General features: G+C 56.2%; 17 protein-coding genes. 4 read left to right on the top strand and 13 right to left on the bottom strand.

The window, feature by feature from the left end; genetic code table 11:
• The first annotated feature begins 400 nt into the window (after window positions 1–400).
• Entirely contained in the window at window positions 401–1,510 is a 1,110-nt protein-coding gene (locus JLG71_RS05450; protein ID WP_025106430.1) for an SDR family oxidoreductase, read from the top strand.
• Window positions 1,511–1,576: 66 nt separating this feature from the next.
• Here the strand turns inward: JLG71_RS05450 and eno are convergent, their stop codons facing one another.
• From eno to rlmD, 5 genes are all read right to left on the bottom strand, one after another.
• Window positions 1,577–2,875, bottom strand: a complete 1,299-nt coding sequence (gene eno, locus JLG71_RS05445; protein ID WP_004124327.1) for a phosphopyruvate hydratase — start codon at window positions 2,873–2,875, stop codon at window positions 1,577–1,579.
• 80 nt (window positions 2,876–2,955) lie between these two features.
• Window positions 2,956–4,593, bottom strand: coding sequence for a glutamine hydrolyzing CTP synthase (gene pyrG / locus JLG71_RS05440; RefSeq protein WP_004105009.1), 1,638 nt, complete (start codon window positions 4,591–4,593; stop codon window positions 2,956–2,958).
• 227 nt (window positions 4,594–4,820) lie between these two features.
• Entirely contained in the window at window positions 4,821–5,612 is a 792-nt protein-coding gene (gene mazG, locus JLG71_RS05435) for a nucleoside triphosphate pyrophosphohydrolase (protein WP_014226596.1), read from the bottom strand.
• A 68-nt stretch (window positions 5,613–5,680) separates the two neighbouring features.
• The gene (gene relA, locus JLG71_RS05430) at window positions 5,681–7,918 is read right to left on the bottom strand and encodes a GTP diphosphokinase (protein WP_004853643.1); all 2,238 of its coding nucleotides are present in this window, start codon (window positions 7,916–7,918) and stop codon (window positions 5,681–5,683) included.
• A 97-nt stretch (window positions 7,919–8,015) separates the two neighbouring features.
• Complete coding sequence (gene rlmD / locus JLG71_RS05425) at window positions 8,016–9,359, bottom strand: 23S rRNA (uracil(1939)-C(5))-methyltransferase RlmD (RefSeq protein ID WP_200914012.1); 1,344 nt, start codon at window positions 9,357–9,359, stop codon at window positions 8,016–8,018.
• Window positions 9,360–9,481: 122 nt separating this feature from the next.
• On the opposite strand from rlmD, the gene barA reads away from it, so the two are divergent.
• Window positions 9,482–12,235, top strand: a complete 2,754-nt coding sequence (barA, locus tag JLG71_RS05420; RefSeq protein WP_049103723.1) for a two-component sensor histidine kinase BarA — start codon at window positions 9,482–9,484, stop codon at window positions 12,233–12,235.
• Between the two features lie 49 nt (window positions 12,236–12,284).
• On the opposite strand, the gene JLG71_RS05415 is transcribed toward barA, so the two are convergent.
• The 8 genes from JLG71_RS05415 to syd all read right to left on the bottom strand — a co-directional run bounded on the left by JLG71_RS05415 (window position 12,285) and on the right by syd (window position 20,796).
• On the bottom strand, window positions 12,285–13,424 hold the full coding sequence (locus JLG71_RS05415; RefSeq protein WP_200914011.1) for a glycerate kinase: 1,140 nt from the start codon (window positions 13,422–13,424) through the stop codon (window positions 12,285–12,287).
• Between the two features lie 71 nt (window positions 13,425–13,495).
• Window positions 13,496–14,836, bottom strand: coding sequence for a glucarate dehydratase (gene gudD, locus JLG71_RS05410; protein WP_014226600.1), 1,341 nt, complete (start codon window positions 14,834–14,836; stop codon window positions 13,496–13,498).
• Window positions 14,837–14,855: 19 nt separating this feature from the next.
• Window positions 14,856–16,196 carry an enolase C-terminal domain-like protein gene (locus JLG71_RS05405; RefSeq protein ID WP_200914010.1) on the bottom strand — a complete coding sequence of 447 codons (1,341 nt, stop codon included), beginning with the start codon at window positions 16,194–16,196 and terminating at the stop codon, window positions 14,856–14,858.
• Window positions 16,193–17,551 (bottom strand): galactarate/glucarate/glycerate transporter GudP, encoded by a 1,359-nt coding sequence (gene gudP / locus JLG71_RS05400; RefSeq protein ID WP_004124361.1) that lies wholly within the window; start codon window positions 17,549–17,551, stop codon window positions 16,193–16,195. The genes JLG71_RS05405 and gudP overlap by 4 nt, the downstream gene beginning before the upstream one ends.
• Window positions 17,552–18,035: 484 nt before the next feature.
• Window positions 18,036–18,479 (bottom strand): flavodoxin, encoded by a 444-nt coding sequence (locus JLG71_RS05395; protein ID WP_014226602.1) that lies wholly within the window; start codon window positions 18,477–18,479, stop codon window positions 18,036–18,038.
• A 2-nt stretch (window positions 18,480–18,481) separates the two neighbouring features.
• The gene (gene truC / locus JLG71_RS05390) at window positions 18,482–19,276 is read right to left on the bottom strand and encodes a tRNA pseudouridine(65) synthase TruC (RefSeq protein WP_014226603.1); all 795 of its coding nucleotides are present in this window, start codon (window positions 19,274–19,276) and stop codon (window positions 18,482–18,484) included.
• Window positions 19,276–19,605 (bottom strand): YqcC family protein, encoded by a 330-nt coding sequence (locus JLG71_RS05385; RefSeq protein WP_014226604.1) that lies wholly within the window; start codon window positions 19,603–19,605, stop codon window positions 19,276–19,278. Before JLG71_RS05385 ends, truC begins: the two co-directional genes overlap by 1 nt.
• Before the next feature lie 633 nt (window positions 19,606–20,238).
• Window positions 20,239–20,796 (bottom strand): SecY-interacting protein, encoded by a 558-nt coding sequence (syd, locus tag JLG71_RS05380; RefSeq protein WP_014226606.1) that lies wholly within the window; start codon window positions 20,794–20,796, stop codon window positions 20,239–20,241.
• 69 nt (window positions 20,797–20,865) lie between these two features.
• On the opposite strand from syd, the gene queF reads away from it, so the two are divergent.
• Together queF and ppnN are read left to right on the top strand one after the other, a co-directional pair.
• Window positions 20,866–21,711, top strand: a complete 846-nt coding sequence (gene queF / locus JLG71_RS05375; RefSeq protein WP_004853651.1) for an NADPH-dependent 7-cyano-7-deazaguanine reductase QueF — start codon at window positions 20,866–20,868, stop codon at window positions 21,709–21,711.
• A gap of 111 nt (window positions 21,712–21,822) precedes the next feature.
• Window positions 21,823–23,190, top strand: coding sequence for a nucleotide 5'-monophosphate nucleosidase PpnN (gene ppnN, locus JLG71_RS05370; protein WP_004853652.1), 1,368 nt, complete (start codon window positions 21,823–21,825; stop codon window positions 23,188–23,190).
• Window positions 23,191–23,247 lie beyond the last annotated feature (57 nt).

Genomic DNA, 23,247 nt, shown 5'->3' with positions numbered 1-23,247 from the left:
TCCCGCGCTGCGCCGCGTGGTGGGTAGAACCTAAACCTTAATGATAAACCTCCGGCAGCTGGCCGATTCCATTATCCCGCACCGGCTGATTTAATTAGCCTGATAATCATCAGGCGACTATTAAGCGGCACGGCTAAAATTTTTGGTGTAACAAAACATGTATAATTTTGAAAGCCAAAAATAAAATAACAAACTTAAAAATAATAAATTTCAACGATGTACAAATGGATACACGAAATAATGAATTTATTGTCATAGCTTAGGGTCAAATTCGATCCACGACGCTAAATTATCTTAAAATAACCTTAATAAACCGCACCTTATGTTCATTTTCCATTTAATATCCGTTTAATTTTCCGCGCCTAGAATCCAGTCAACCAACCATAATGAGACTGCATTCATGAATACATTATTAATTACTGGCGCGACCGGTTTTCTCGGTGGAGCAGTGTTAGAAAGCATTCTGAATAAAAAGAATGCGCCTAATCTATTACTGTTAGTTCGTGCAGATAATAGTGTAGCTGCCGTAGAACGGGTAAAGGAAAACCTGCGAAAATTCAATATTAGCGAAGAGAGATTAACGGCCCTGACGCCCGGCAACATTCTGCTGGGGGATCTGGCCAATCCGCAGCCCTTTCTCGACGACCCGCGCCTGAATCAGGTTACCCACGTGCTCAACTGCGCCGCCGTCGCCTCATTTGGTAATAATCCGCTTATCTGGAAGGTCAACGTCGAAGGCACGCTGCAGTTTGCCCGGCGGATGGCTCAGGTCGGCGGCCTTGAGCGCTTTCTGCACGTGGGCACCGCGATGTCCTGCTCGCCAGACCCCGATTCGCTGGTAGCGGAAAGCACGGCGTTTCGTGAACGCGCCGAGCATCTGGTCGAGTACACCCACTCTAAATCAACAATTGAGCGTCTCATGCGGCAGGAGTGCCCAACGCTACCGCTGGCGATCGCCCGTCCCTCTATTGTTGTTGGCCACACTCATCACGGCTGTCAGCCCTCCAGCAGCATCTTCTGGGTGTTCAGCATGGGGCTGATGCTGCAAAAATTTATGTGTTCGATGGAAGACCGCATCGATGTAATCCCCGTCGATTACTGCGCCGATGCGCTGCTGATGCTGCTTACCAGCCCGCTGGCGCGCGGAGAGGTGGTGCATATTTCCGCGGGAGAGGAAAACAGCGTAAGGTTTGCGGATATCGATAACGCGATGGCCTCCGCCCTCGAGCAGGCGCCGGTCGGCGATAAATACGCGCAGGTCAGCTATGAAACGCTGGTCAAAATGCGCCGTGAGCTGAAGGCTATTTTTGGCCCCTGCAACGAACGGCTGATGCTAAAAGCCATGCGCCTGTACGGCGCCTTCGCCACGCTTAACGTACGATTCAGCAACGACAAGCTGCTCAGCATGGGTATGCCAAAACCGCCGCGCTTTACCGATTACATTGACCGCTGCGTACAGACCACGCGCGGGCTTTCTATCCCGCAGCAAATGGCGGTAGATTTTAAGTAGCCGCTTTTGCAGGTATAAAAAAAGCCAGCCCGAAGGCTGGCTTTTTCATATCAGATTAAGACAGGCTTATGCCTGACCTTTGATCTCTTTACGACCGTTGTACGGTGCTTTTTCGCCCAGCGCTTCTTCGATACGAATCAGCTGGTTGTATTTAGCAACGCGGTCAGAACGGCTCATAGAACCAGTTTTGATCTGGCCTGCAGCGGTACCCACAGCCAGGTCAGCGATGGTCGCATCTTCAGTTTCGCCAGAACGGTGAGAGATAACGGCAGTGTAGCCAGCGTCTTTCGCCATTTTGATCGCAGCCAGAGTTTCGGTCAGAGAACCAATCTGGTTGAATTTGATCAGGATGGAGTTAACGATGCCTTTCTCGATGCCTTCTTTCAGGATCTTGGTGTTGGTTACGAACAGATCGTCACCAACCAGCTGGATTTTGTCGCCCAGTACTTTAGTCTGGTATGCGAAACCGTCCCAGTCAGATTCGTCCAGGCCATCTTCGATGGAGACGATCGGGTACTGTTTGGTCAGCTCTTCCAGGAAGTGGGTGAATTCTTCAGAGGTGAACGCTTTGTTGCCTTCGCCGGCCAGAACGTATTTACCGTCTTTGTAGAATTCAGAAGCCGCGCAGTCCATCGCCAGGGTGATGTCTTTGCCCAGCTCGTAGCCAGCAGCTTTAACCGCTTCAGCGATAACAGCCAGCGCTTCAGCGTTGGAGCCCAGGTTCGGCGCGTAGCCGCCTTCGTCACCAACAGCGGTGTTCATACCTTTAGCTTTCAGAACTTTAGCCAGGTTGTGGAACACTTCAGAACCCATACGTACGGCTTCTTTCAGGGATTTAGCGCCAACCGGCTGAATCATAAATTCCTGGATGTCGACGTTGTTGTCAGCGTGCTCGCCGCCGTTGATGATGTTCATCATCGGAACCGGCATGGAGTATTTGCCCGGGGTGCCGTTCAGCTCAGCGATGTGCTCGTACAGCGGCTGACCTTTAGAAGCAGCGGCAGCTTTGGCGTTAGCCAGAGAGACGGCCAGGATGGCGTTCGCACCGAAGTTAGATTTGTTTTCAGTACCGTCCAGGTCGATCATGATTTTGTCGATGCCAGCCTGATCTTTGGCATCTTTGCCAAGGATTGCCTGAGCGATCGGGCCGTTAACCGCGCCAACAGCTTTCAGTACGCCTTTACCCATGAAACGGGATTTGTCGCCATCGCGCAGTTCCAGCGCTTCGCGGGAGCCAGTAGAAGCACCTGACGGAGCAGCTGCCATACCGACGAAACCACCTTCCAGGTGTACTTCGGCTTCAACAGTCGGGTTACCACGGGAGTCGATGATTTCACGACCGATGACTTTAACGATTTTGGACATTAGGTTTTCCTCAGTACAAGTTAAACTAAAACTCCAGACAAACAATGCACCCGGATGGGTGCATTGCCGTTCTAACTCTTTTACTTCGCCTGACGCTTCTGGTACTCGCCTGCGGCTTTCACAAAGCCAGCAAACAGCGGATGGCCATCACGCGGCGTCGAAGTAAACTCCGGATGGAACTGACAGGCGACGAACCACGGATGGTTAGGCACCTCGATGATCTCGACCAACTGATCATCCCCGGAACGGCCCGCAATACGCAGGCCCGCATTTTCAATCGGCTTCAGCAACATATTGTTGACTTCGTAGCGGTGACGATGGCGTTCGGTAATGGTTGGCTCGCCGTACAGCTGGCGCACCAGGCTATCTTCAGCCAGCTGGCACTGCTGCGCGCCGAGGCGCATCGTGCCGCCGAGATCGCTCTTATCAGAGCGGACTTCGACATTACCGTCTTCATCACGCCATTCGGTAATCAGGGCCACGACCGGGTACTTACAGTCTGGCACAAATTCCGTTGAGTTGGCGTTTTCCATCCCCGCTACGTTGCGCGCGAACTCAATCAGCGCAACCTGCATCCCCAGGCAAATGCCCAGGTATGGAATGTTGTTTTCACGCGCGTAGCGCGCGGTGGCAATCTTACCTTCAACCCCGCGATAGCCGAAGCCACCAGGAATCAGGATTGCGTCTAAATTCTTCAGAATTTCGACGCCGCGCGTTTCCACATCCTGCGAATCAATCAGCTTGATGTTGACGGTGACGCGATTTTTCAGACCGCCGTGTTTCAGCGCTTCAATCACCGATTTGTAGGCGTCCGGCAGTTCAATGTACTTGCCGACCATACCAATGGTGACTTCACCTGCCGGGTTCGCTTCTTCGTAGATAACCTGTTCCCATTCGGCCAGGTTCGCTTCCGGACAGTTTAAGCTGAATCGTTTACAAATATAATCGTCCAGACCCTGAGATTTCAACAGGCCCGGGATTTTATAAATGGAATCGACATCTTTCATCGAAATAACGGCTTTTTCCGGCACATTGCAGAACAATGCAATTTTGGCACGTTCGTTCGCCGGAATAGCGCGATCGGAGCGGCAGACCAGAATGTCAGGCTGAATACCGATGGAGAGCAGTTCTTTAACGGAGTGCTGGGTCGGCTTGGTTTTGACTTCACCCGCGGCGGCCATGTACGGCACCAGGGTCAGGTGCATAAACAGCGCGTTTTCACGACCGATATCCACCGCCAGCTGGCGAATCGCTTCAAGGAACGGCAGCGATTCAATATCGCCAACGGTGCCGCCGATTTCAACCAGCACCACATCATGGCCTTCACCGCCGGCCAGCACGCGCTCTTTGATCGCGTTGGTGATGTGCGGAATAACCTGAACGGTGGCACCCAGATAGTCGCCGCGACGCTCTTTGCGCAGGACGTCAGAGTAAATACGACCCGTGGTGAAGTTGTTGCGACGGGTCATCTTGGTGCGAATGAAACGCTCGTAGTGACCCAGGTCCAGATCGGTTTCAGCGCCGTCTTCAGTAACGAACACTTCCCCGTGTTGGATTGGGCTCATGGTGCCCGGATCGACGTTGATGTACGGATCCAGTTTCATCATGGTCACGTTAAGCCCGCGGGCTTCGAGAATGGCTGCGAGGGAAGCTGCGGCAATGCCTTTACCCAGAGAGGATACGACCCCGCCGGTCACAAAAATATAGTTCGTTGTCATGCTGAACCTGAGAAGTTAGGTTTAAAAGACGATGGAATAACCAGGACGGGAAAGCAGTATACCCGATCATGACTGACGCCACAAACTTTCATTATCCCTCCTTTTCATCAGGCCCACACAAACGCAGGGAGTGAGAAAATAGCCGCTTTTGGCGAAATGTTTTTGACGTAAATCAAGCGCTTGTTATTTAAAAAATCACACAAATAGCGCTTGATCACGAAAACTCTTTAGAGATCAGTTTCCTGGCGTTTTACTTCCTGCCACACCCGCTCCATGGTATCGAGGTCAACGCCGGTCATTTCCAGGCCGCGCGCGGCGACAATCCGCTCAACTTCGCGGAACCTGCGTTCAAACTTCAGGTTGGCTTTTTGCAGCGCAACTTCGGCTTTTACCCCTAAATGGCGGGATAAATTGACCGTCGCAAACAGCAGGTCGCCCACTTCCTCCTCCAGTTTAGCTTCATCCACCACGGCCTGCTGCGCTTCGTGCATCACTTCATCTATTTCTTCGTGCACTTTATCCAGCACCGGCCCCAGAGAGGTCCAGTCAAAGCCTACCGCCGAGCAGCGTTTCTGGATTTTATGCGCGCGCATCAGCGCCGGAAGGCTATGCGGGATGTCGTCCAGCGCGGAGTGCTGGGACTTTTCCGCTCGCTCAGCGCTTTTGATCTGTTCCCAGCGGGCCAGCACTTCGCTGCTGCTACCGGCGCTCGCCTCGCCGAAAATATGCGGATGACGGCGCTCCAGCTTGTCGCTGATGGCGGCGCAGATATCGTTAAAATCAAAGCGCCCCTCTTCCTGCGCCATCTGAGCGTAGAAGACGACCTGGAACAACAGGTCGCCCAGCTCACCGCGCAGATCGTCAAAATCTTCGCGGGCGATAGCGTCGAGCACTTCATAGGTTTCTTCAAGGGTATACGGCGCGATGGTGGCAAAGGTCTGCTCTTTGTCCCACGGGCAGCCGTTTTCCGGATCGCGCAGACGCCGCATAATGCCGAGCAGGCGTTCGATTTGAGTCATAAGTCTGTCCTGATAAAAAAATGCCGGGTGGCGGTAGCGCCTGACCCGGCTGACATAAGCGTGGGAGTTTATCCGCCGTGCAGACGACGGGCGTCGATGACGTCAGGTACCTGATTCAGCTTCGCCAGTACGCGCCCCAGCACCTGCAGGTTGTAGATCTCAATGGTCATATCGATCGTCGCCATCTGCTGTTTAGTATCGCTGCGGCTGGCAACGCCCAGCACGTTGACCTTCTCATTGGCGAGAATGGTGGTGATGTCGCGCAGCAGGCCGCTACGATCGTTGGCCTGGACGCGCACCACCAGCGAGTAGCCCGCCGAGTAGCTCTCTCCCCACACCGCGTCAACGATGCGCTCGGGAGCATGAGACTGTAGCTCCGCGAGCTGATCGCAATCCGCGCGGTGCACCGAGATCCCGCGGCCCTGGGTGATAAAGCCCACGATCTCGTCGCCGGGAATCGGCTGACAGCAGCGCGCAATGTGGTGCATCAGATTGCCGACGCCCTCCACCACCACGCGACCATTGTCTTTGCTGCGATTCTGCGGAGCGTGGGTTTTCTGCTGCAGCTGCTTTAACGCCGCCGCATCCTGCTCCGCCGCGCTGGGTTTATTAAACTGCGCCTGCAGGAAATTAACCATCTGGTTGAGGCGAATATCGCCCCCGCCAATCGCCGCCAGCAGTTCGTCCTGCTCGTTAAAGTTGTAGCGCGGCAGCAGATGCTTTTCCGCGTCCTTCAGGCTGATACCCAGATGCTCGAGCTCATCATCAAGGATCTGTCGCCCGGCAAGAATATTCTTGTCGCGATCCTGCTTGCGGAACCAGGCGTGAATTTTGGAACGCCCGCGGCTGGTGGTGACGTAGCCAAGGTTCGGGTTCAGCCAGTCGCGGCTGGGGTTGGGCTGCTTCTGGGTGATGATTTCAATCTGGTCACCCATCTGCAGCTGATAGGTGAACGGCACAATACGCCCGCCGATTTTCGCCCCGATGCAGCGGTGGCCGACATCGCTGTGTATATGGTAGGCAAAATCGAGCGGCGTCGAACCCGAAGGCAAATCCACCACGTCGCCCTTCGGCGTAAAGACATAAACCCGGTCATCAAAGACCTGGCTACGCACCTCATCCAGCATCTCGCCGGAATCGGCCATCTCTTCCTGCCAGGCGATCAGTTTACGCAGCCAGGCAATGCGATCTTCATAGCCGCGCCCGCCGCTGGCCGCTGCGCTGGCGCCCTCTTTATACTTCCAGTGCGCGGCCACGCCCAGCTCGGCATCTTCATGCATCTGGCGGGTACGGATCTGAATTTCAATGGTTTTTCCGCCGGGGCCAAGCACGACGGTATGAATTGACTGGTAGCCATTAGGCTTGGGATTGGCGACGTAATCATCGAACTCATCCGGCAGATGGCGGTAATGAGTATGCACGATCCCCAGCGCGGCATAGCAGTCCTGCAGGCGCTCGGCGACAATACGCACCGCCCGCACGTCAAACAGCTCGTCGAAGGCGAGATGTTTTTTCTGCATTTTGCGCCAGATGCTGTAGATATGCTTGGGACGCCCGTAGACCTCAGCCTTGACGCCCTCGGTTTTCATTTCCGTGCGTAAATGGCTGACGAATTCATCAATATAATGTTCACGATCGATGCGCCGCTCGTGTAACAGCTTAGCGATTCGCTTATATTCCGCCGGATGCAGATAGCGGAAGCAGTAATCTTCAAGCTCCCACTTCAGCTGGCCGATCCCCAGGCGGTTGGCCAGCGGCGCGTAAATATTGGTACACTCTTTTGCCGCCAGTACGCGCTCATCTTCCGGCGCATCTTTCACTTCACGCAGATGGGCGATGCGCTCGGCGATTTTAATCACCACGCAGCGGAAGTCATCGACCATCGCCAGCAGCATGCGGCGAATGTTGTCCACCTGTTCAGAGGAGACCGAATCCGTATGGGTGGCTTTAAGCTGGCGTATCGCGGCCATGTCCCGCACGCCGTGGATCAGGGTGACGACCGATTTCCCGACGCTCTCCTGCATGATCTCTTCGCTGACGACGTTACCGTCCGCCAGCGGGAAAAGCATCGCCGCGCGCAGCGTATCGATATCCATGCTCAACATGGAGAGAATTTCCACCATCTCCACGCCGCGCCATAGCAGGAGATCGGCCTGCGGATGCCCCTGCGTTTTCTCTCGACAATAATCCCAGGTTTCGGCTAAGCGTTCACACGACTGCTGGCTGGAAATTCCCAGACTCGCGATCCATTTCTTCGGGTCAAATTCACCAGCTTTATTTAAATGTGCACTTCTTACCGCAACCATTGTCCTCTCCTTAAGGGACCGCCTGCCGAAGTCGGCAAGCCTCAACTTTTACACTTCATCCTTCAAACCGCGCCAACGCTGGCGTTCGTCTTTTATCTCAGTCACCTGCTTCTGAGGATGCCGCTTCACTGCGATTTGAATGATTCTTGTGCTCAAACAACACCATTGATTCCAGATGTCCGGTATGCGGGAACATATCGAGCATCGCCAGGCGTTGAATGGTATATCCCGCCTGCAATAAAACGTCGCTATCGCGCGCCAGGGTCGCCGGGTTACATGAAACATACACCACCCGACGCGGCGCTAATTTTATAATATGTAACATAACGCCCGCCGCGCCGGCGCGCGCCGGGTCGAGCAAGACCTTATCAAAACCGTGCTTCGCCCACGCCTGTCGGGTGACGTCCTCTTCCAGGTTCTCATGGAAGAAAGTCACATTATGCAACCCGTTCAACGCCGCGTTCTCCTGGCCCTTCGTCACCAGCGCGGGAACCCCTTCAACGCCAACCACCTGCGCCGCACGCTTCGCCAGCGGCAGGGTAAAGTTGCCCATGCCGCAAAAGAGGTCCAGCACGCGATCCTGAGGCTGGATATCCAGCCATTCCAGCGCCGTGCGCACCATCAGCTGGTTTACGCCATCGTTCACCTGGATAAAATCGCGCGGACTGAACACTAAGCGTAGACCGTCCGAGGTATACCAGGGCGCTTCCCCGCGAATATGTTCCAGTATCTCGCTTTGCGGGGCGAGGTACAGGGAAAGACCGTGAGATTGCGAAAAACGTTCCAGCTTTTCTTTATCTGCCGCGGGAAGCGCCGCCGTATGGCGCAATACCATCAGCGGGCCGTTATCCGCCTGCACCAGCTCAACGTGGCCAAGCTGACGCACCGATTTCAATTCGCTAAGACATTCACGTACCGCGGGCAATAGCGCACCAAGAGTGGGCGCCAAAACGGGGCACTGCACCACATCGACGATCTCGCTGGCGTTAGCCTTGCGGAAGCCCATCTGTAATTGTTGGGACTTTGGCTGATAATTCAAGCTCAGACGCGCCCGGCGGCGATAGCCCCACGGCGAAGCGGCTATAATGTCATCAACCTCGCGCTTCATCAGCCTCGCGAGCGCGGCGCGTTTGCTCTGCTGCTGCAGTTCAATGCTGGCGTGCTGCTGCTGGCACCCGCCGCAGATGCCAAAATGCGGGCAGCGCGGCGCCTGCCGCTGCGGGCTATCGCTAAGACGGCGTTTAACCTGGGCGCGGGCGTACTGTTTTTTATCTTCGACCACAACAACGTCAGCCTGCTCCTGTGGCAATAAACCCCTGATAAACAGCGCCTTACCCTGATGACGCGCAACGCCCTGGCCGAAGGGGTCAAGGTCATTTACTGTAACGGTTATGATCTGGCGCGTCGTCACACGCCGTTTTGCAGAGTAGAATTGCGCCATCGTAGAGATTTGTCTCAATTAAATATACTGACTCTGGATAAGAGTTCGGTCAGGATGAGCCAGAGTAACAACGCACCAGCCTCCTGAAAGATGATGTGTATATTCTCCCATAATGGAACCGCATGACCAACTACAGCCTTCGTGCCCGCATGATGATTCTTATTCTGGCGCCTACCGTCCTGATCGGTCTGCTGCTCAGTATTTTCTTCGTCGCACACCGCTATAACGACCTACAGCGCCAGCTGGAGGATGCCGGCGCCAGTATTATCGAACCGCTGGCGGTCTCCAGTGAATATGGCATGAATTTGCAAAATCGCGAGTCAATCGGGCAGCTCATCAGCGTGCTGCACCGCCGCCACTCCGATATTGTGCGCGCCATTTCCATCTACGACTCGCAAAACAGGCTGTTTGTCACCTCTAACTTTCAGCTCGATCCCGGCGAACTTCAGCTGCCAAAAGGGGAACCCTTTCCCCGCCGCCTGAGCGTGGTGCGCCACGGCGATTTGATGATTTTGCGTACCCCTATTATCTCGGAAAGCTATTCACCGGATGAATCACCGGGAAGCGATGCCAAGATGCCGGACAATATGCTGGGCTACGTGGCGCTTGAGATGGATCTCAAATCGGTGCGGCTACAGCAGTACAAAGAGATCTTTATCTCCAGCGTGATGATGCTGTTCTGTATCGGTATTGCGCTGATCTTCGGCTGGCGTCTGATGCGCGACGTGACCGGGCCGATCCGCAATATGGTGAATACCGTTGACCGCATCCGCCGGGGCCAGCTTGATAGCCGCGTCGAAGGCTTTATGCTCGGCGAGCTGGATATGCTGAAAAACGGTATCAACTCCATGGCCATGTCGCTGGCGGCCTACCACGAAGAGATGCAGCATAACGTCGATCAGGCGACATCGGATCTGCGGGAAACGCTTGAACAGATGGAAATCCAGAACGTCGAGCTGGACCTGGCGAAAAAACGCGCGCAGGAAGCGGCGCGAATCAAATCCGAATTCCTCGCCAATATGTCTCATGAACTGCGCACGCCGCTCAACGGCGTCATTGGTTTTACCCGCCTGACGCTGAAGACCGACTTAAACACCACCCAGCGCGATCACCTGACGACCATTGAGCGTTCCGCGAATAATCTGCTGGCCATCATTAACGATGTTCTGGACTTCTCTAAGCTCGAAGCCGGGAAGCTTATTCTGGAGAGTATTCCGTTCCTGCTGCGCACTTCGCTGGACGAGGTGGTCACGCTGCTGGCGCACTCGGCGCACGATAAGGGGCTGGAGCTGACGCTGAATATCAAAAACGATGTGCCGGATAACGTCATTGGCGACCCGCTGCGCCTGCAGCAAATTATTACCAACCTGATGGGCAACGCCATTAAGTTTACCGAACACGGCAATATCGACGTGCTGGTGGAACAGCGCGCCATCAGCAACTCAAGGGTACAAATTGAAGTCCAGATCCACGATACCGGTATCGGGATTCCTGAACGCGATCAGTCGCGTCTGTTCCAGGCGTTCCGCCAGGCCGACGCCAGCATCTCCCGTCGCCACGGCGGAACCGGACTTGGGCTGGTCATCACCCAGCGGCTGGTGAAAGAGATGGGCGGCGATATCTCCTTCCATAGCCAGCCTAATCGCGGCTCGACGTTCTGGTTCCATATCAGCCTCGACCTCAACCCCAACGCGGTTCCCGACAGCGTGCCAACCCAGTGCCTGGCGGGTAAAAAGCTGGCCTATATCGAGGCCAACGCGGCGGCGGCGCAGTGTACGATGGAGCTACTGGCGACAACACCGCTGGAGGTGGTTTACAGTCCGACGATGACCGCCCTACCGGATGCTCACTACGATATCCTGCTGGCCGGCATTCCCGTATCAATACGCGACCTGAGCCAGCATCGCGATAAGCTGGAAAGAGCCAGCAAGCTTGCCGATCATCTGGTGCTGGCCCTGCCGTGCCACGCCCAGGTCAGCGCCGAAACGCTGCGCCAGGACGGCATTGCCGCCTGTTTGCTTAAGCCACTGACCTCAACGCGCTTACTGCCGGCGCTGACGGCCTCCTGCCAGACGCAGCCGACGGTTCTGCCGCCGCGTTCCGATAGTAAGAAGCTTCCGATGACGGTCATGGCCGTTGATGACAATCCGGCGAATCTCAAGCTTATCGGCGCCCTGCTTGAGGATTTAGTCCAGCACGTTATCCTCTGCGACAGCGGCCAGCACGCCGTCGAGCGGGCCAGAGAAACGCAGCAGGATCTGATTCTGATGGATATTCAGATGCCGGAGATGGATGGGATCCGCGCCTGCGAACTGATTCACCAGCTCCCTCATCAGCAGCAAACGCCGGTGATCGCCGTGACCGCCCACGCCCTGGAAGGGCAGCGAGAGAAATTACTCAGCGCGGGGATGAACGACTATCTGGCGAAACCCATTGAGGAGGATAAGCTCTACAGCCTGCTGCTGCGCTACCAGCCGGGAAAGACGCTACCGCCGCAGGTCGCCGCGGAGCCTGTTGAGCCGCCCGTTAACCATGACATCACCCTCGACTGGCAGCTGGCGCTGCGTCAGGCGGCGATGAAACCGGATCTGGCGCGGGAAATGCTGCAGATGCTGCTCGCCTTTATGCCGGAGGTGCGTAACAAGGTAGAAGAACAGCTGGTGGGAGAGCAGCCGGAAGGCGTGCTGGATCTCATTCATAAGCTTCACGGCAGCTGTAGCTATAGCGGCGTGCCGCGGCTGAAAAAACTGTGTCACACCCTTGAGAGCCAGCTACGCGCGGGCACCGCCGCCGAGGAGATGGAGCCGGAGTTTCTGGAGCTGCTGGATGAAATGGACAACGTCGCGCGCGAAGCCTGTAAGCTGTTGGGGATTTAGAGGATGTAAAACGCGAGCCCCGGTCTGCGCTTCGCGACCGGGGAAAAACCTATAATAGCCGGCCCATTTTCAGCACAGCGGCGACGTTTCTCGCCGTCATACGCACGTTTTCGGCGGCATTTTCCAGTGCTTGCTCCAGGGTGCAAACGGAATAAATCACGCTGAATACCGCATCCAGGCCGTGCTGATGCACGACGCCGACGTCAGCCGTCAGGCTCCCGGCAATGCCGATGACCGGCAGGTTGTAGCGTTTTGCCACCCTCGCCACGCCAACCGGCACTTTGCCGTGAACCGTCTGGCTATCGATACGCCCTTCGCCGGTGATCACCAGGTCCGCATCCGCCACGATATCGGCAAGATGGAGCGCATCGGTCACAATCTCAATGCCCGGCCGCAGCTTTGCGCCGCAAAAGGCGTACAGGCCCGCGCCCATTCCCCCCGCCGCGCCGCCGCCTTCAAGATGCAGCACATCAAGTTCTAAATCGCGATGGATAATATCGGCAAAATGGGCCAGCGCGTTGTCCAGGCAGGGGATCATCTCCGCCGTCGCCCCTTTCTGCGGCCCAAATACCGCCGTCGCACCCTGTGGTCCCGTCAGCGGGTTGGTAACATCGCAAGCGACGTCAATACGACAGCCGGCCAGGCGTTTATCAAGTTCGCTAACGTCGATGCGCGCGAGGCTCTCCAGCGCGCGTCCGCCGGCGGCAATCTGCTGGTTATCTTTGGTCAGCAGTTTCGCCCCCAGCGCCTGTACCATCCCGGCGCCGCCGTCGTTCGTCGCGCTGCCGCCGATGCCGATAATAATTTGCCTCACTCCGGCATCCAGCGCATGGCGAATCAGCTCGCCGGTCCCCCATGAAGTGGTCAGCAAAGGATTTCGCCGCGTCGGCGGTACGCTCTCCAGGCCGCTTGCCGCCGCCATTTCAATAAACGCGCACTGCCTGTCGCCCGACAGGCCATAAAAGGCCTCCACGGGTTCACCGAGCGGACCGGTGACGGTGACCGCAATCCGGCATCCCTGGGTCGCGGCAACCATGGCTTCAACGGTTCCTTCGCCACCGTCGGCAACCGGCAGCTTGACGTACTCCGCATCGGCGTAAATTTCCCGAAAACCTTGTTCTATCGCGGTTGCGACATCCAGCGCACTCAGGCTCTCCTTGTATGAATCCGGTGCGATCACTATCTTCATATGCTGTCCTTAAAATGAACGATTACCCGACGCCGTGCAGGAAACCGGTCCCCGAAGGGACCGGTATTTCTTTAGCGCACCATGCACGGACGCTTGTTATCAAACGTCCAGTTCGGGATCAAATACTGCATGCCCATCGCGTCATCGCGCGCGCCCAGGCCGTGTTTCTGGTACAGCTCATGGGCTTTCATCACCCGATCCATATCGAGCTCCACGCCCAGACCCGGTTTCGCCGGTACCTGTACCATCCCGCCTTTAATTTCAAAGGGCTCTTTGGTCAGACGCTGGTTACCCTCCTGCCAGATCCAGTGGGTGTCGATGGCGGTAATTTTACCCGGCGCTGCCGCTGCCACGTGGGTAAACATCGCCAGCGAGATATCAAAGTGGTTGTTAGAGTGCGAGCCCCAGGTCAGGCCAAACTCGTGGCACATCTGCGCCACGCGGACGGAACCCTGCATGGTCCAGAAGTGCGGATCCGCCAGCGGAATATCGACGGACTGCAGCGACAGCGTGTGGCCCATCTGACGCCAGTCGGTCGCGATCATATTGGTCGCCGTCGGCAGGCCGGTGGCGCGGCGGAACTCCGCCATCACTTCGCGTCCGGAGAAGCCCTGTTCTGCGCCGCACGGATCTTCCGCATAGGCCAGAGAGCCTTTCAGGTATTTGCCAATTTTGATCGCTTCATCCAGCGACCACGCGCCGTTCGGATCGAGGGTCACGCGCGCCTGCGGGAAGCGCTTCGCCAGCGCAACGATGGACTCCGCTTCCTCTTCCCCGGCCAGTACGCCGCCTTTCAGTTTAAAGTCATTAAAGCCATATTTCTCATACGCCGCTTCCGCCAGGCGCACCACCGCATCCGGGGTCATCGCTTCATCATGACGCAGGCGATACCAGTCGCATTTGTCATCGGGCTGGCTCTGATACGGCAGCGGCGTGGCTTTACGGTTACCGACGAAGAACAGGTAGCCGAGCATTTCCACTTCGCTGCGCTGTTGGCCATCGCCCAGCAGAGACGCCACGTTCACGCCCAGATGCTGGCCCAGCAGGTCAAGCATCGCCGCTTCGATCCCGGTCACTACGTGAATTGTGGTACGCAGATCGAAGGTCTGCAAACCGCGTCCACCGGCGTCGCGGTCGGCGAAAGTATTGCGCACGGCGGTCAGCACGTTTTTGTATTCACCCAGCGTCTTACCGACCACCAGCGGGATCGCGTCCTCCAGGGTGGTGCGGATTTTCTCTCCGCCGGGGATTTCACCGACGCCGGTATGGCCGGAATTATCTTTGATCACCACGATATTGCGCGTGAAGAACGGGGCGTGCGCGCCGCTCAGGTTCATCAGCATGCTGTCGTGGCCCGCGACCGGAATGACCTGCATAGAAGAAACAACGGGGGTCGAAAATTGTGCGCTCATAATTTAGTCCTTATTCAAATCAGTGACGGCCGAAAACGGGGCGTTTACGGTCAAAAGTCCATCCGGGGATCAGGTACTGCATTGGGCCTGCGTCATTACGCGCGCCGCCGGGCAGCTTTTTATACGCCTCATGCGCTTTCTGTACCTGCTCCCAGTCCAGCTCAACGCCAAGTCCTGGCGCGTCCGGAACAGCAATTTTTCCGTGCTTAATCTCCAGCGGATTTTTGGTCAGGCGGCAATCTCCCTCCTGCCAAATCCAGTGGGTATCGATGGCCGTGGGGTTACCCGGCACCGCCGCGCCGACGTGGGTGAACATGGCCAGTGAAATATCAAAGTGGTTATTGGAATGACAGCCCCAGGTCAGGCCCCAGTCATCGCACAGCTGCGCCACGCGCACCGCGCCGGACAGGGTCCAGAAGTGCGGATCGGCCAGCGGAATATCCACGGCGTTCAGCATCACCGCATGGCCCATTTCGCGCCAGTTGGTGGCGATCATGTTAGTTGCCACCGGCAAACCGGTGGCGCGGCGGAATTCCGCCATCACTTCGCGGCCGGAAAAGCCCTGCTCGGCGCCGCAGGGGTCTTCGGCGTAGGTCAGCACATCGTTCAGCCCTTTGCACAGGGCGATGGCTTCATCCAGCAGCCAGGCGCCGTTAGGGTCGACCGTAATGCGCGCATCCGGGAAACGCTTCTTCAGCGCGCGGGCGGTTTCGATCTCCTGCTCGCCGGGCAGCACGCCGCCCTTGAGTTTGAAATCTTTAAAGCCGTAGCGATCCTGCGCGGCTTCCGCCAGCCGCACCACCGCCTCGCTGTTCAGCGCTTCCTGATGACGCAGGCGATACCACGCGTGGCTGCCCGGCGTGCTTTCCAGATAGGGCAGATCGGTCTTCGTACGATCGCCCACGTAGAACAGGTAGCCCAGCACGGTCACCGCATCGCGCTGCTTGCCCGGCCCCAGCAGTTCGCAAACCGGCACGTTGAGCGCCTTGCCCAGCAGATCCAGCAGCGCAGCCTCCAGCGCCGCCACCGCGTTCACCCGCAGTTCGAACGTCCAGGCGCCTTTACCAAAGGTGTCAAAATCCGCGGCCTGGTTGCCTTTATGCACCTGCTGAACCACTTTATTCAGGCGGGCGATTTCCTGCCCCAAAACCATCGGGATCGCCTCCACCAGCGTCTGATAAATCACCTCGCCGCCGGGCGCTTCGCCGACGCCGGTATTGCCGGCGCTGTCGGTCAACACCACGATATTACGGGTAAAGTACGCGTTATGGGCACCGCCGATATTGAGCAGCATACTGTCCTGCCCGGCTACCGGGATAACCTTCATGTCGGTGATAACGGGGCTCGATTGCGTTGTCATGATGATTGTCCTGCCACAGGTTTCAGTTCAATACGCTTAATATCGCCGACCAGAACCAGATAGCTCAGCACCGCCACCAGCGCATGGACGCCCACATAAATCAGCGCGCCGTTAAACGAACCGGTGGTGCCAACGATGTAGCCAATCGCAATCGGCGTCACGATGCCGGAGATATTGCCGAACATGTTGAACAGACCGCCGCTCAGCCCGCTGATCTCTTTCGGTGCCGTATCCGCCATGACCGCCCAGCCCAGCGCGCCGATGCCTTTACCGAAGAAGGCCAGCGCCATAAAGCCGATAATCATCCACTCCACGTTGACGTAGTTACAGAACACCATCACCATCGACAGCAGCATCCCCATCACGATCGGCGTTTTACGCGCGATGTTCAGCGAGCCGGTACGACGCATCAGCCAGTCGGAAATAATCCCGCCGAGCACGCCGCCCGCGAAGCCGCAGATAGCCGGCACCGAAGCGACAAAACCGGCTTTCAGAATGGACATGCCGCGCGCCTGCACCAGATAAACCGGGAACCAGGTGATAAAGAAATAGGTTAAAGCGTTAATGCAGTACTGTCCGATATAGACGCCAATCATCATGCGGGAGCCCAGCAGCTGCTTAATTTGCCCCCATTTTACGCTAAACGGCACCTTAGCTTTGGCCGCCGCCTGATCCATGTTGATCAGCGCGCCGCCAGCGGCGATGTAATCCAGCTCTTTTTGGTTCACGCCCGGATGCTGGTTGGGTTCATGAATGACCTTCAGCCAGACAAAGCTGATGATAATCCCGAGTCCGCCCATAAAGAAGAACACGTGCGACCAGCCCACCTCATGGGTCAGCCAACCCATGATTGGCGCAAAAATAACGGTGGCAAAGTATTGCGCGGAGTTAAAGATAGCCACCGCGGTGCCCCTCTCCTGCGCCGGGAACCACGCCGCGACGATACGGCTGTTTCCGGGGAAAGATGGCGCTTCGGCCAGGCCGACAAGGAAACGCAGGGTAAACAGCGCGACGATAATGCCGAAGCCGCTGAAGATATCGACGAAGCCCTGCAGCAGGGTAAACATGGACCAGATAAAAATGGACCAGAAGTAGACGCGTTTTGAACCGAAACGGTCAAGCAGCCAACCGCCCGGGATTTGGCCGATCACATAGGCCCATGAAAACGCGGAGAAAACATACCCCATGCCAACGGCGTCAAGACCAATATCTTTGGCCATCTCCGATCCGGCAATGGATAAGGTGGCGCGGTCGCCGTAGTTGAAGGATGTGACGATAAACAGCATCACCACTATCCAGTAGCGAGCATTGGTGCGCTTTTCAGCGCCGCTCGCCGCCTGACTTAATGAACTCATTGTTGCACTCCTGAATCATAGCGTTAGCTACGTTCATTCTGAACAGCACAACCTGTAGGGTACTCAGAATGACGTGTTAGTGTTTTTCATTGTTTTCGTTATATCTGGCACTGCATTGGGAACTGGCAGGGAAAGTATAAAAAGAGGGGCTGGCGGGCTCACCGTGCAAATACACAGCTTTCACCGGCTGAGTAAATGTGATTTATGGCGTATGCCTAATAAGATGGGGGATGGTTCACGGAAATGAAAAACCGCGCGCGTTCAGAGGCGGAAACGGCGGTGCAAAAGGCAGGAGTGTGAATCAACTCTCTTGACCCCGTGAAATAGCCCGGTAAAGGCCCTGGCATTACACAGGTTTTAAGGCAAATGCCCGAAGCCAGCCACGTGGAGAATTGGTACGATCTTTTTGACCGTTAATCTGGCTCTGGCATTGAACATCAGTAAAAAAGGAGCGCCCTCTAGTGTAGGGAGAGGGCGAAACTTTTTAATCGAGCAGCGACGCCCACTGCGTTACCCATGGGTTAGAGACGCTTTCGGGTTCCGGATCTTCGCTGGCGTCAATCATCAGCATCTCGCCAACGCGCGTGCCGCCCTGTTCCTGCAATAACGCATCAAACTTTAAGCCGCCGCCGCAGAAGTTAGCGTAGGTGCTATCGCCCAGGGCGATAATCCCATAGCGTAAATGCGGCTGATACATATCTTTGATGCCTTCGTACAAGGGCACGATACTATCCGGTAAATCGCCCTGTCCGGTGGTCGATGTCACCACCAGCACATATCTACCGCTATACGACTCCCAGTCTTTGACCTCGGGATCCTCAAAGACTTTCGCCTGATGCCCCAGCCCGCTCAAAATAGCCTGCGCCTCTTCGGCGACCAGGAGCGAATTTCCATACATCGTGCCGACAAAAATTCCGACTTCTGCCATGACTATCTCCCTGAATTGACCTGTATCTCTTCATCCTGACCGCAGTCGTCGGCAAACTCAACCCTTTCATTTAGCGGGAGAAGGCCGCGCCAGCCAAACTGCGACAGCGCGCGCATCCAGACGTCGTCAAGACCGGCGCGAATAACCAACGGTTCGCCGGTAAAGGGATGCGTTAACGAGAGCTGGCTGGCGTGCAGCATCAGCCGATCGCAGCCAAAGTGCGCCGCCGCGCTGCGATTCTGCCGCAAATCGCCGTGTTTGCTATCGCCGATAATCGGATGGCGAAGATGGGCAAGATGGCGACGTAGCTGGTGTTTACGTCCGGTTTTCGGTTCAAGCTCCACCAGGCTATAGCGGGTCGTGGGGTAACGGCCGGTCGCCACCGGCATCTCTACCGTCGCCAGGCCGCGATAATGCGTCACCGCCGGCTGCGGGTCTTTGTTTTCGCGGGCAAACTTATCGGCGATTTTATCCAGTTCCTCAACCAGCGGGTAATCAAGCACCGCTTCGTCGTTCAGCCAGCCGCGAGCGATCGCATGATAGCGTTTCTGCATTTGATGCTGCTCGAACTGCTGCGACAGCAATCTTCCCGCTTCGCTCGACAGCCCCATCAGCAGCACGCCGGACGTCGGCCTGTCGAGGCGATGGGCGGTGAACACGTGCTGGCCTATCTGGTCGCGCACGGTCTGCATTACCACCACTTTTTCATCACGATCCAGCCAGCTGCGGTGCACCAGCCAGCCCGATGGCTTGTTCACCGCGACCAGCCACTGGTCCTGATATAAAATCTCCAGCATCAGGCTTCGCCGCCGGCAAACAGCGCATCCAGCAGGACCAGTTCGGCCAGCACCCGCTCGCGCACGGGGTGAGCATTATCCAGAGCCATCTCATAATAGGGCGCAACGGCGAAGTTCTGCGGCAGCGGCGTTCCGCTTTCCAGAAGCTGGTGCATACGCGGAATCAATACCCACTGCAGCCATTCAAGCGGCTCCATGGTGTCGAGGCAAAACGGCTGTTCGCTGGCAAACGCGCGGCTATCGGGGGCACTATCCTGCCAGTGTTCCGTTTCGCGCAGCAGCGCTTCAATGGCGAGCAGGCGCTCGCGCACGCGATGGTCAAGAGTCATGGGAAACCTCGGTGAGTTAAAAACCGGCGCAGAATAGCAAATTCAGACGAGAAATAAAAAAAGGGAGCACTGTATAAAACAGTGCTCCCGGTTCGTTTTGCAGCAATCCAGCTACATTGGTGCTCCCTGCTCGTCCTTGAAAACTTTTCCTGAGGTCTCCTGACCATGTTCATCCATAAACAGTTGCATCCTGCTTTCACACCACCCCGATGCGAAATAACTCATCCTTAAGTCTGTCCTGATCTTCCTGATCCACCGAACATCCCGCTCGGCTCTCGTTCTCCTTCCTGGAGGTGTCCTTTTACGCAATCCTGCGTTATCCTGTGCTTCATCCTGAAGCCTGTCCTTGCAACGCCATCCTGGCGGGTCCTGCAGAAGCGTCATCATCCTGATGTTCACTTCCTTTATCAACTCCCTGTCGATGTGTATAGAATCCCTGATTCCGCCCTGTCTTACAACCCTTGTTAAGACAATATCTTAAGATTAATCGTCAGTATCCTTAATGAGAAAATCATTAATCACTTGAAAAATATTATATTTCTTAAAATACGCCCCCTGAAGGATCGGCTTAAATGATGACGATCTCTTACAGGTCTTGTAAGAGATCTCTCACAAAAGTTTGGGTACTGTGGATTACAGAACTGGCTTAAGGGAATTAAGGAAACTCGCAAGCGAGGGAGAAAGGGTCGTCCGTTTTCGGGTGCCGAGGGTCTCTTTGATCACTTCACCGCTCATATTACAGACCGAAATGACCTCCAGTTCGCTGTCCAGCGTGGCGATAAACAGCGTGGGCGACAGCTTCAAACGCTTTTGCACCAGCAGATGACCAATCAGATTCTCCTGCACCCGCTGGAAATCATCCGGGCTCCAGGTTTGCAGCAGCGTCATGGTTTCATCGGCAGTTTCATCGGCAAAACGCGCCTGCATATCGCCGGCAAACTGAGTGGTATAATAAGCATGAAGCGGTTGTTGTACCACAATCTCCAGCGCCCGTTCAACCGCGTCAATATTTTGTGCTAATGAAAACGGCTGCGGCTGCCAGAAAACGCCGTCATCATCCGTGCCGTTGACGCACGGCGACGGGATACCGTAAAGCTCTTCGCTGCGCGGCAGGCTGGAGCGCTGCTGCTGCCACGCCTCACAATAACGTTGGGTAAATGCTTGTAGCGCTTCTGCGGTTTGCTGGTCCACCGGTTTCTCTCTTCACGTTAGACAGGATACACTTGGCATATAGTGTAACCGCTTTAACTATGGTGAAACATGTCTTCTTACGATAATCATCAGGCGCTGGCTGGCCTGACGCTCGGAAAATCAACCGATTACCGCGATACCTACGACGCAAGCCTGCTTCAGGGCGTCCCGCGCAGCCTGAACCGCGACCCGCTGGATCTGCACGCCGATAACCTGCCGTTTCACGGTGCCGATATCTGGACGCTGTATGAGCTCTCCTGGCTGAACGCCAAAGGCCTGCCGCAGGTCGCCGTGGGCCACGTGGAGCTCAGCGATACCACCGTAAACCTGGTGGAATCAAAAAGCTTTAAGCTCTATCTCAACAGCTTCAACCAGACGCGCTTTGCCGACTGGCAGGCGGTCGAGGCGACGCTGGCGCGCGATCTCAGCGCCTGTGCGCAAGGAGAAGTGAAGGTAGCGCTGTATCGCCTCGATGAGCTCGAAGGCCAGCCGGTCGCTCATCTGCACGGTACCTGCATCGACGATCAGGATATTGAAATCGATAATTACCAGTTCAGCGCCGATTACCTGCAGGACGCCGCGGCCGGCAAAGTGGTCGAAGAGACCCTGGTCAGCCATCTGCTGAAATCCAACTGCCTGATTACCCACCAGCCAGACTGGGGGTCGGTGCAAATCCAGTATCGCGGGGCGAAAATCGATCGCGAAAAGCTGCTGCGCTATCTGGTGTCATTCCGCCACCACAACGAGTTCCACGAGCAGTGCGTAGAGCGCATCTTCAATGACATTCAGCGTTTCTGCCAGCCGGAAGCCCTTTCCGTTTATGCGCGCTACACGCGACGAGGCGGTCTTGATATCAACCCGTGGCGCAGCAATACCGATTTTGTGCCGGCCACCGGTCGCCTCGCCCGTCAATAGTAAACATTTTCACAATTTGCGCGCGTTAACCCGCGCGCAAGGTTGTGAAAACGCCATCAGCAGGGCTATTGTAATCACAGGAAGACGATAATCGTCCTGTAAGGAGTTCACTTGATTACACATGTTAGCCCGCTTGGTTCAATGGATATGCTGTCGCAGCTGGAAGTGGATATGCTTAAACGCACCGCCAGCAGTGACCTGTATCAACTCTTTCGCAACTGCTCGCTTGCTGTGCTCAACTCGGGGAGCCTGACCGATAACAGCAAGGAGCTTCTGTCTCGTTTTGAAAACTTCGATATTAACGTGCTGCGTCGCGAACGCGGCGTGAAGCTGGAACTGATCAACCCGCCGGAAGACGCTTTCGTTGACGGGCGTATTATCCGTTCCCTGCAGGCCAACCTGTTTGCCGTACTGCGCGATATTCTGTTCGTCTACGGCCAAATCCACAATACCGTTCGCTTCCCGAATCTCGATCTTGAAAGCTCGGTGCATATCACCAACCTGGTTTTCTCCATTTTGCGTAACGCCCGCGCCCTGCACGTCGGCGAAGCGCCAAACATGATTGTCTGCTGGGGCGGCCACTCGATTAACGAAAACGAATATCTGTACGCCCGCCGCGTCGGCACCCAGCTGGGCCTGCGCGAACTGAATATCTGTACCGGCTGTGGACCGGGCGCGATGGAAGCGCCGATGAAAGGCGCCGCCGTCGGCCACGCGCAGCAGCGTTACAGAGACAGCCGCTTTATCGGTATGACCGAGCCGTCGATTATCGCCGCCGAGCCGCCGAACCCGCTGGTGAACGAACTGATCATCATGCCGGATATCGAAAAACGCCTGGAGGCGTTCGTGCGCATCGCCCACGGCATCATCATCTTCCCGGGCGGCGTGGGCACGGCGGAAGAGCTGCTCTATCTGCTGGGCATTTTGATGCACCCGTCGAACAAGTCGCAGGTTCTGCCGCTGATTCTCACCGGGCCAAAAGAGAGCGCCGATTATTTCCGCGTGCTGGATGAGTTTATCGTCCATACGCTGGGTGAAGCCGCCCGTCGTCACTATCGCATTATCGTTGACGACGCCGCGGAAGTGGCCCGGCAGATGAAAAAAGCGATGCCGATGGTGAAAGAGAATCGCCGCGAGACCGGCGACGCCTACAGCTTCAACTGGTCGATGCGCATTGCGCCGGACCTGCAGATGCCGTTCGATCCGACCCATGAGAATATGGCCAACCTTAAACTCTATCCGGACCAGCCGGTGGAAGTGCTGGCAGCGGATCTCCGCCGCGCCTTCTCCGGTATCGTCGCCGGTAACGTTAAAGAGGTGGGTATCCAGGCTATCGAGAAATTCGGCCCGTATAAGATTCACGGCGACCCGGCAATGATGCGCCGCATGGACGATCTGCTGCAGGGCTTTGTGGCGCAGCATCGTATGAAGCTGCCGGGCGGCACCGCTTACATCCCCTGCTACGAAATCTGTTCCTGAGTTCTCTTCTGCTCTTCTCCCGGGCGGCGGCTTACGCCCCCGGGCTATTTCTCCCCG

The sequence above is a fragment of the Klebsiella michiganensis genome, assembly GCF_015139575.1.
Lineage (GTDB): Bacteria > Pseudomonadota > Gammaproteobacteria > Enterobacterales > Enterobacteriaceae > Klebsiella > Klebsiella michiganensis.
Note: the sequence above shows the minus strand (reverse complement) of the source record. Positions and strands in the feature narration are given on the sequence as shown.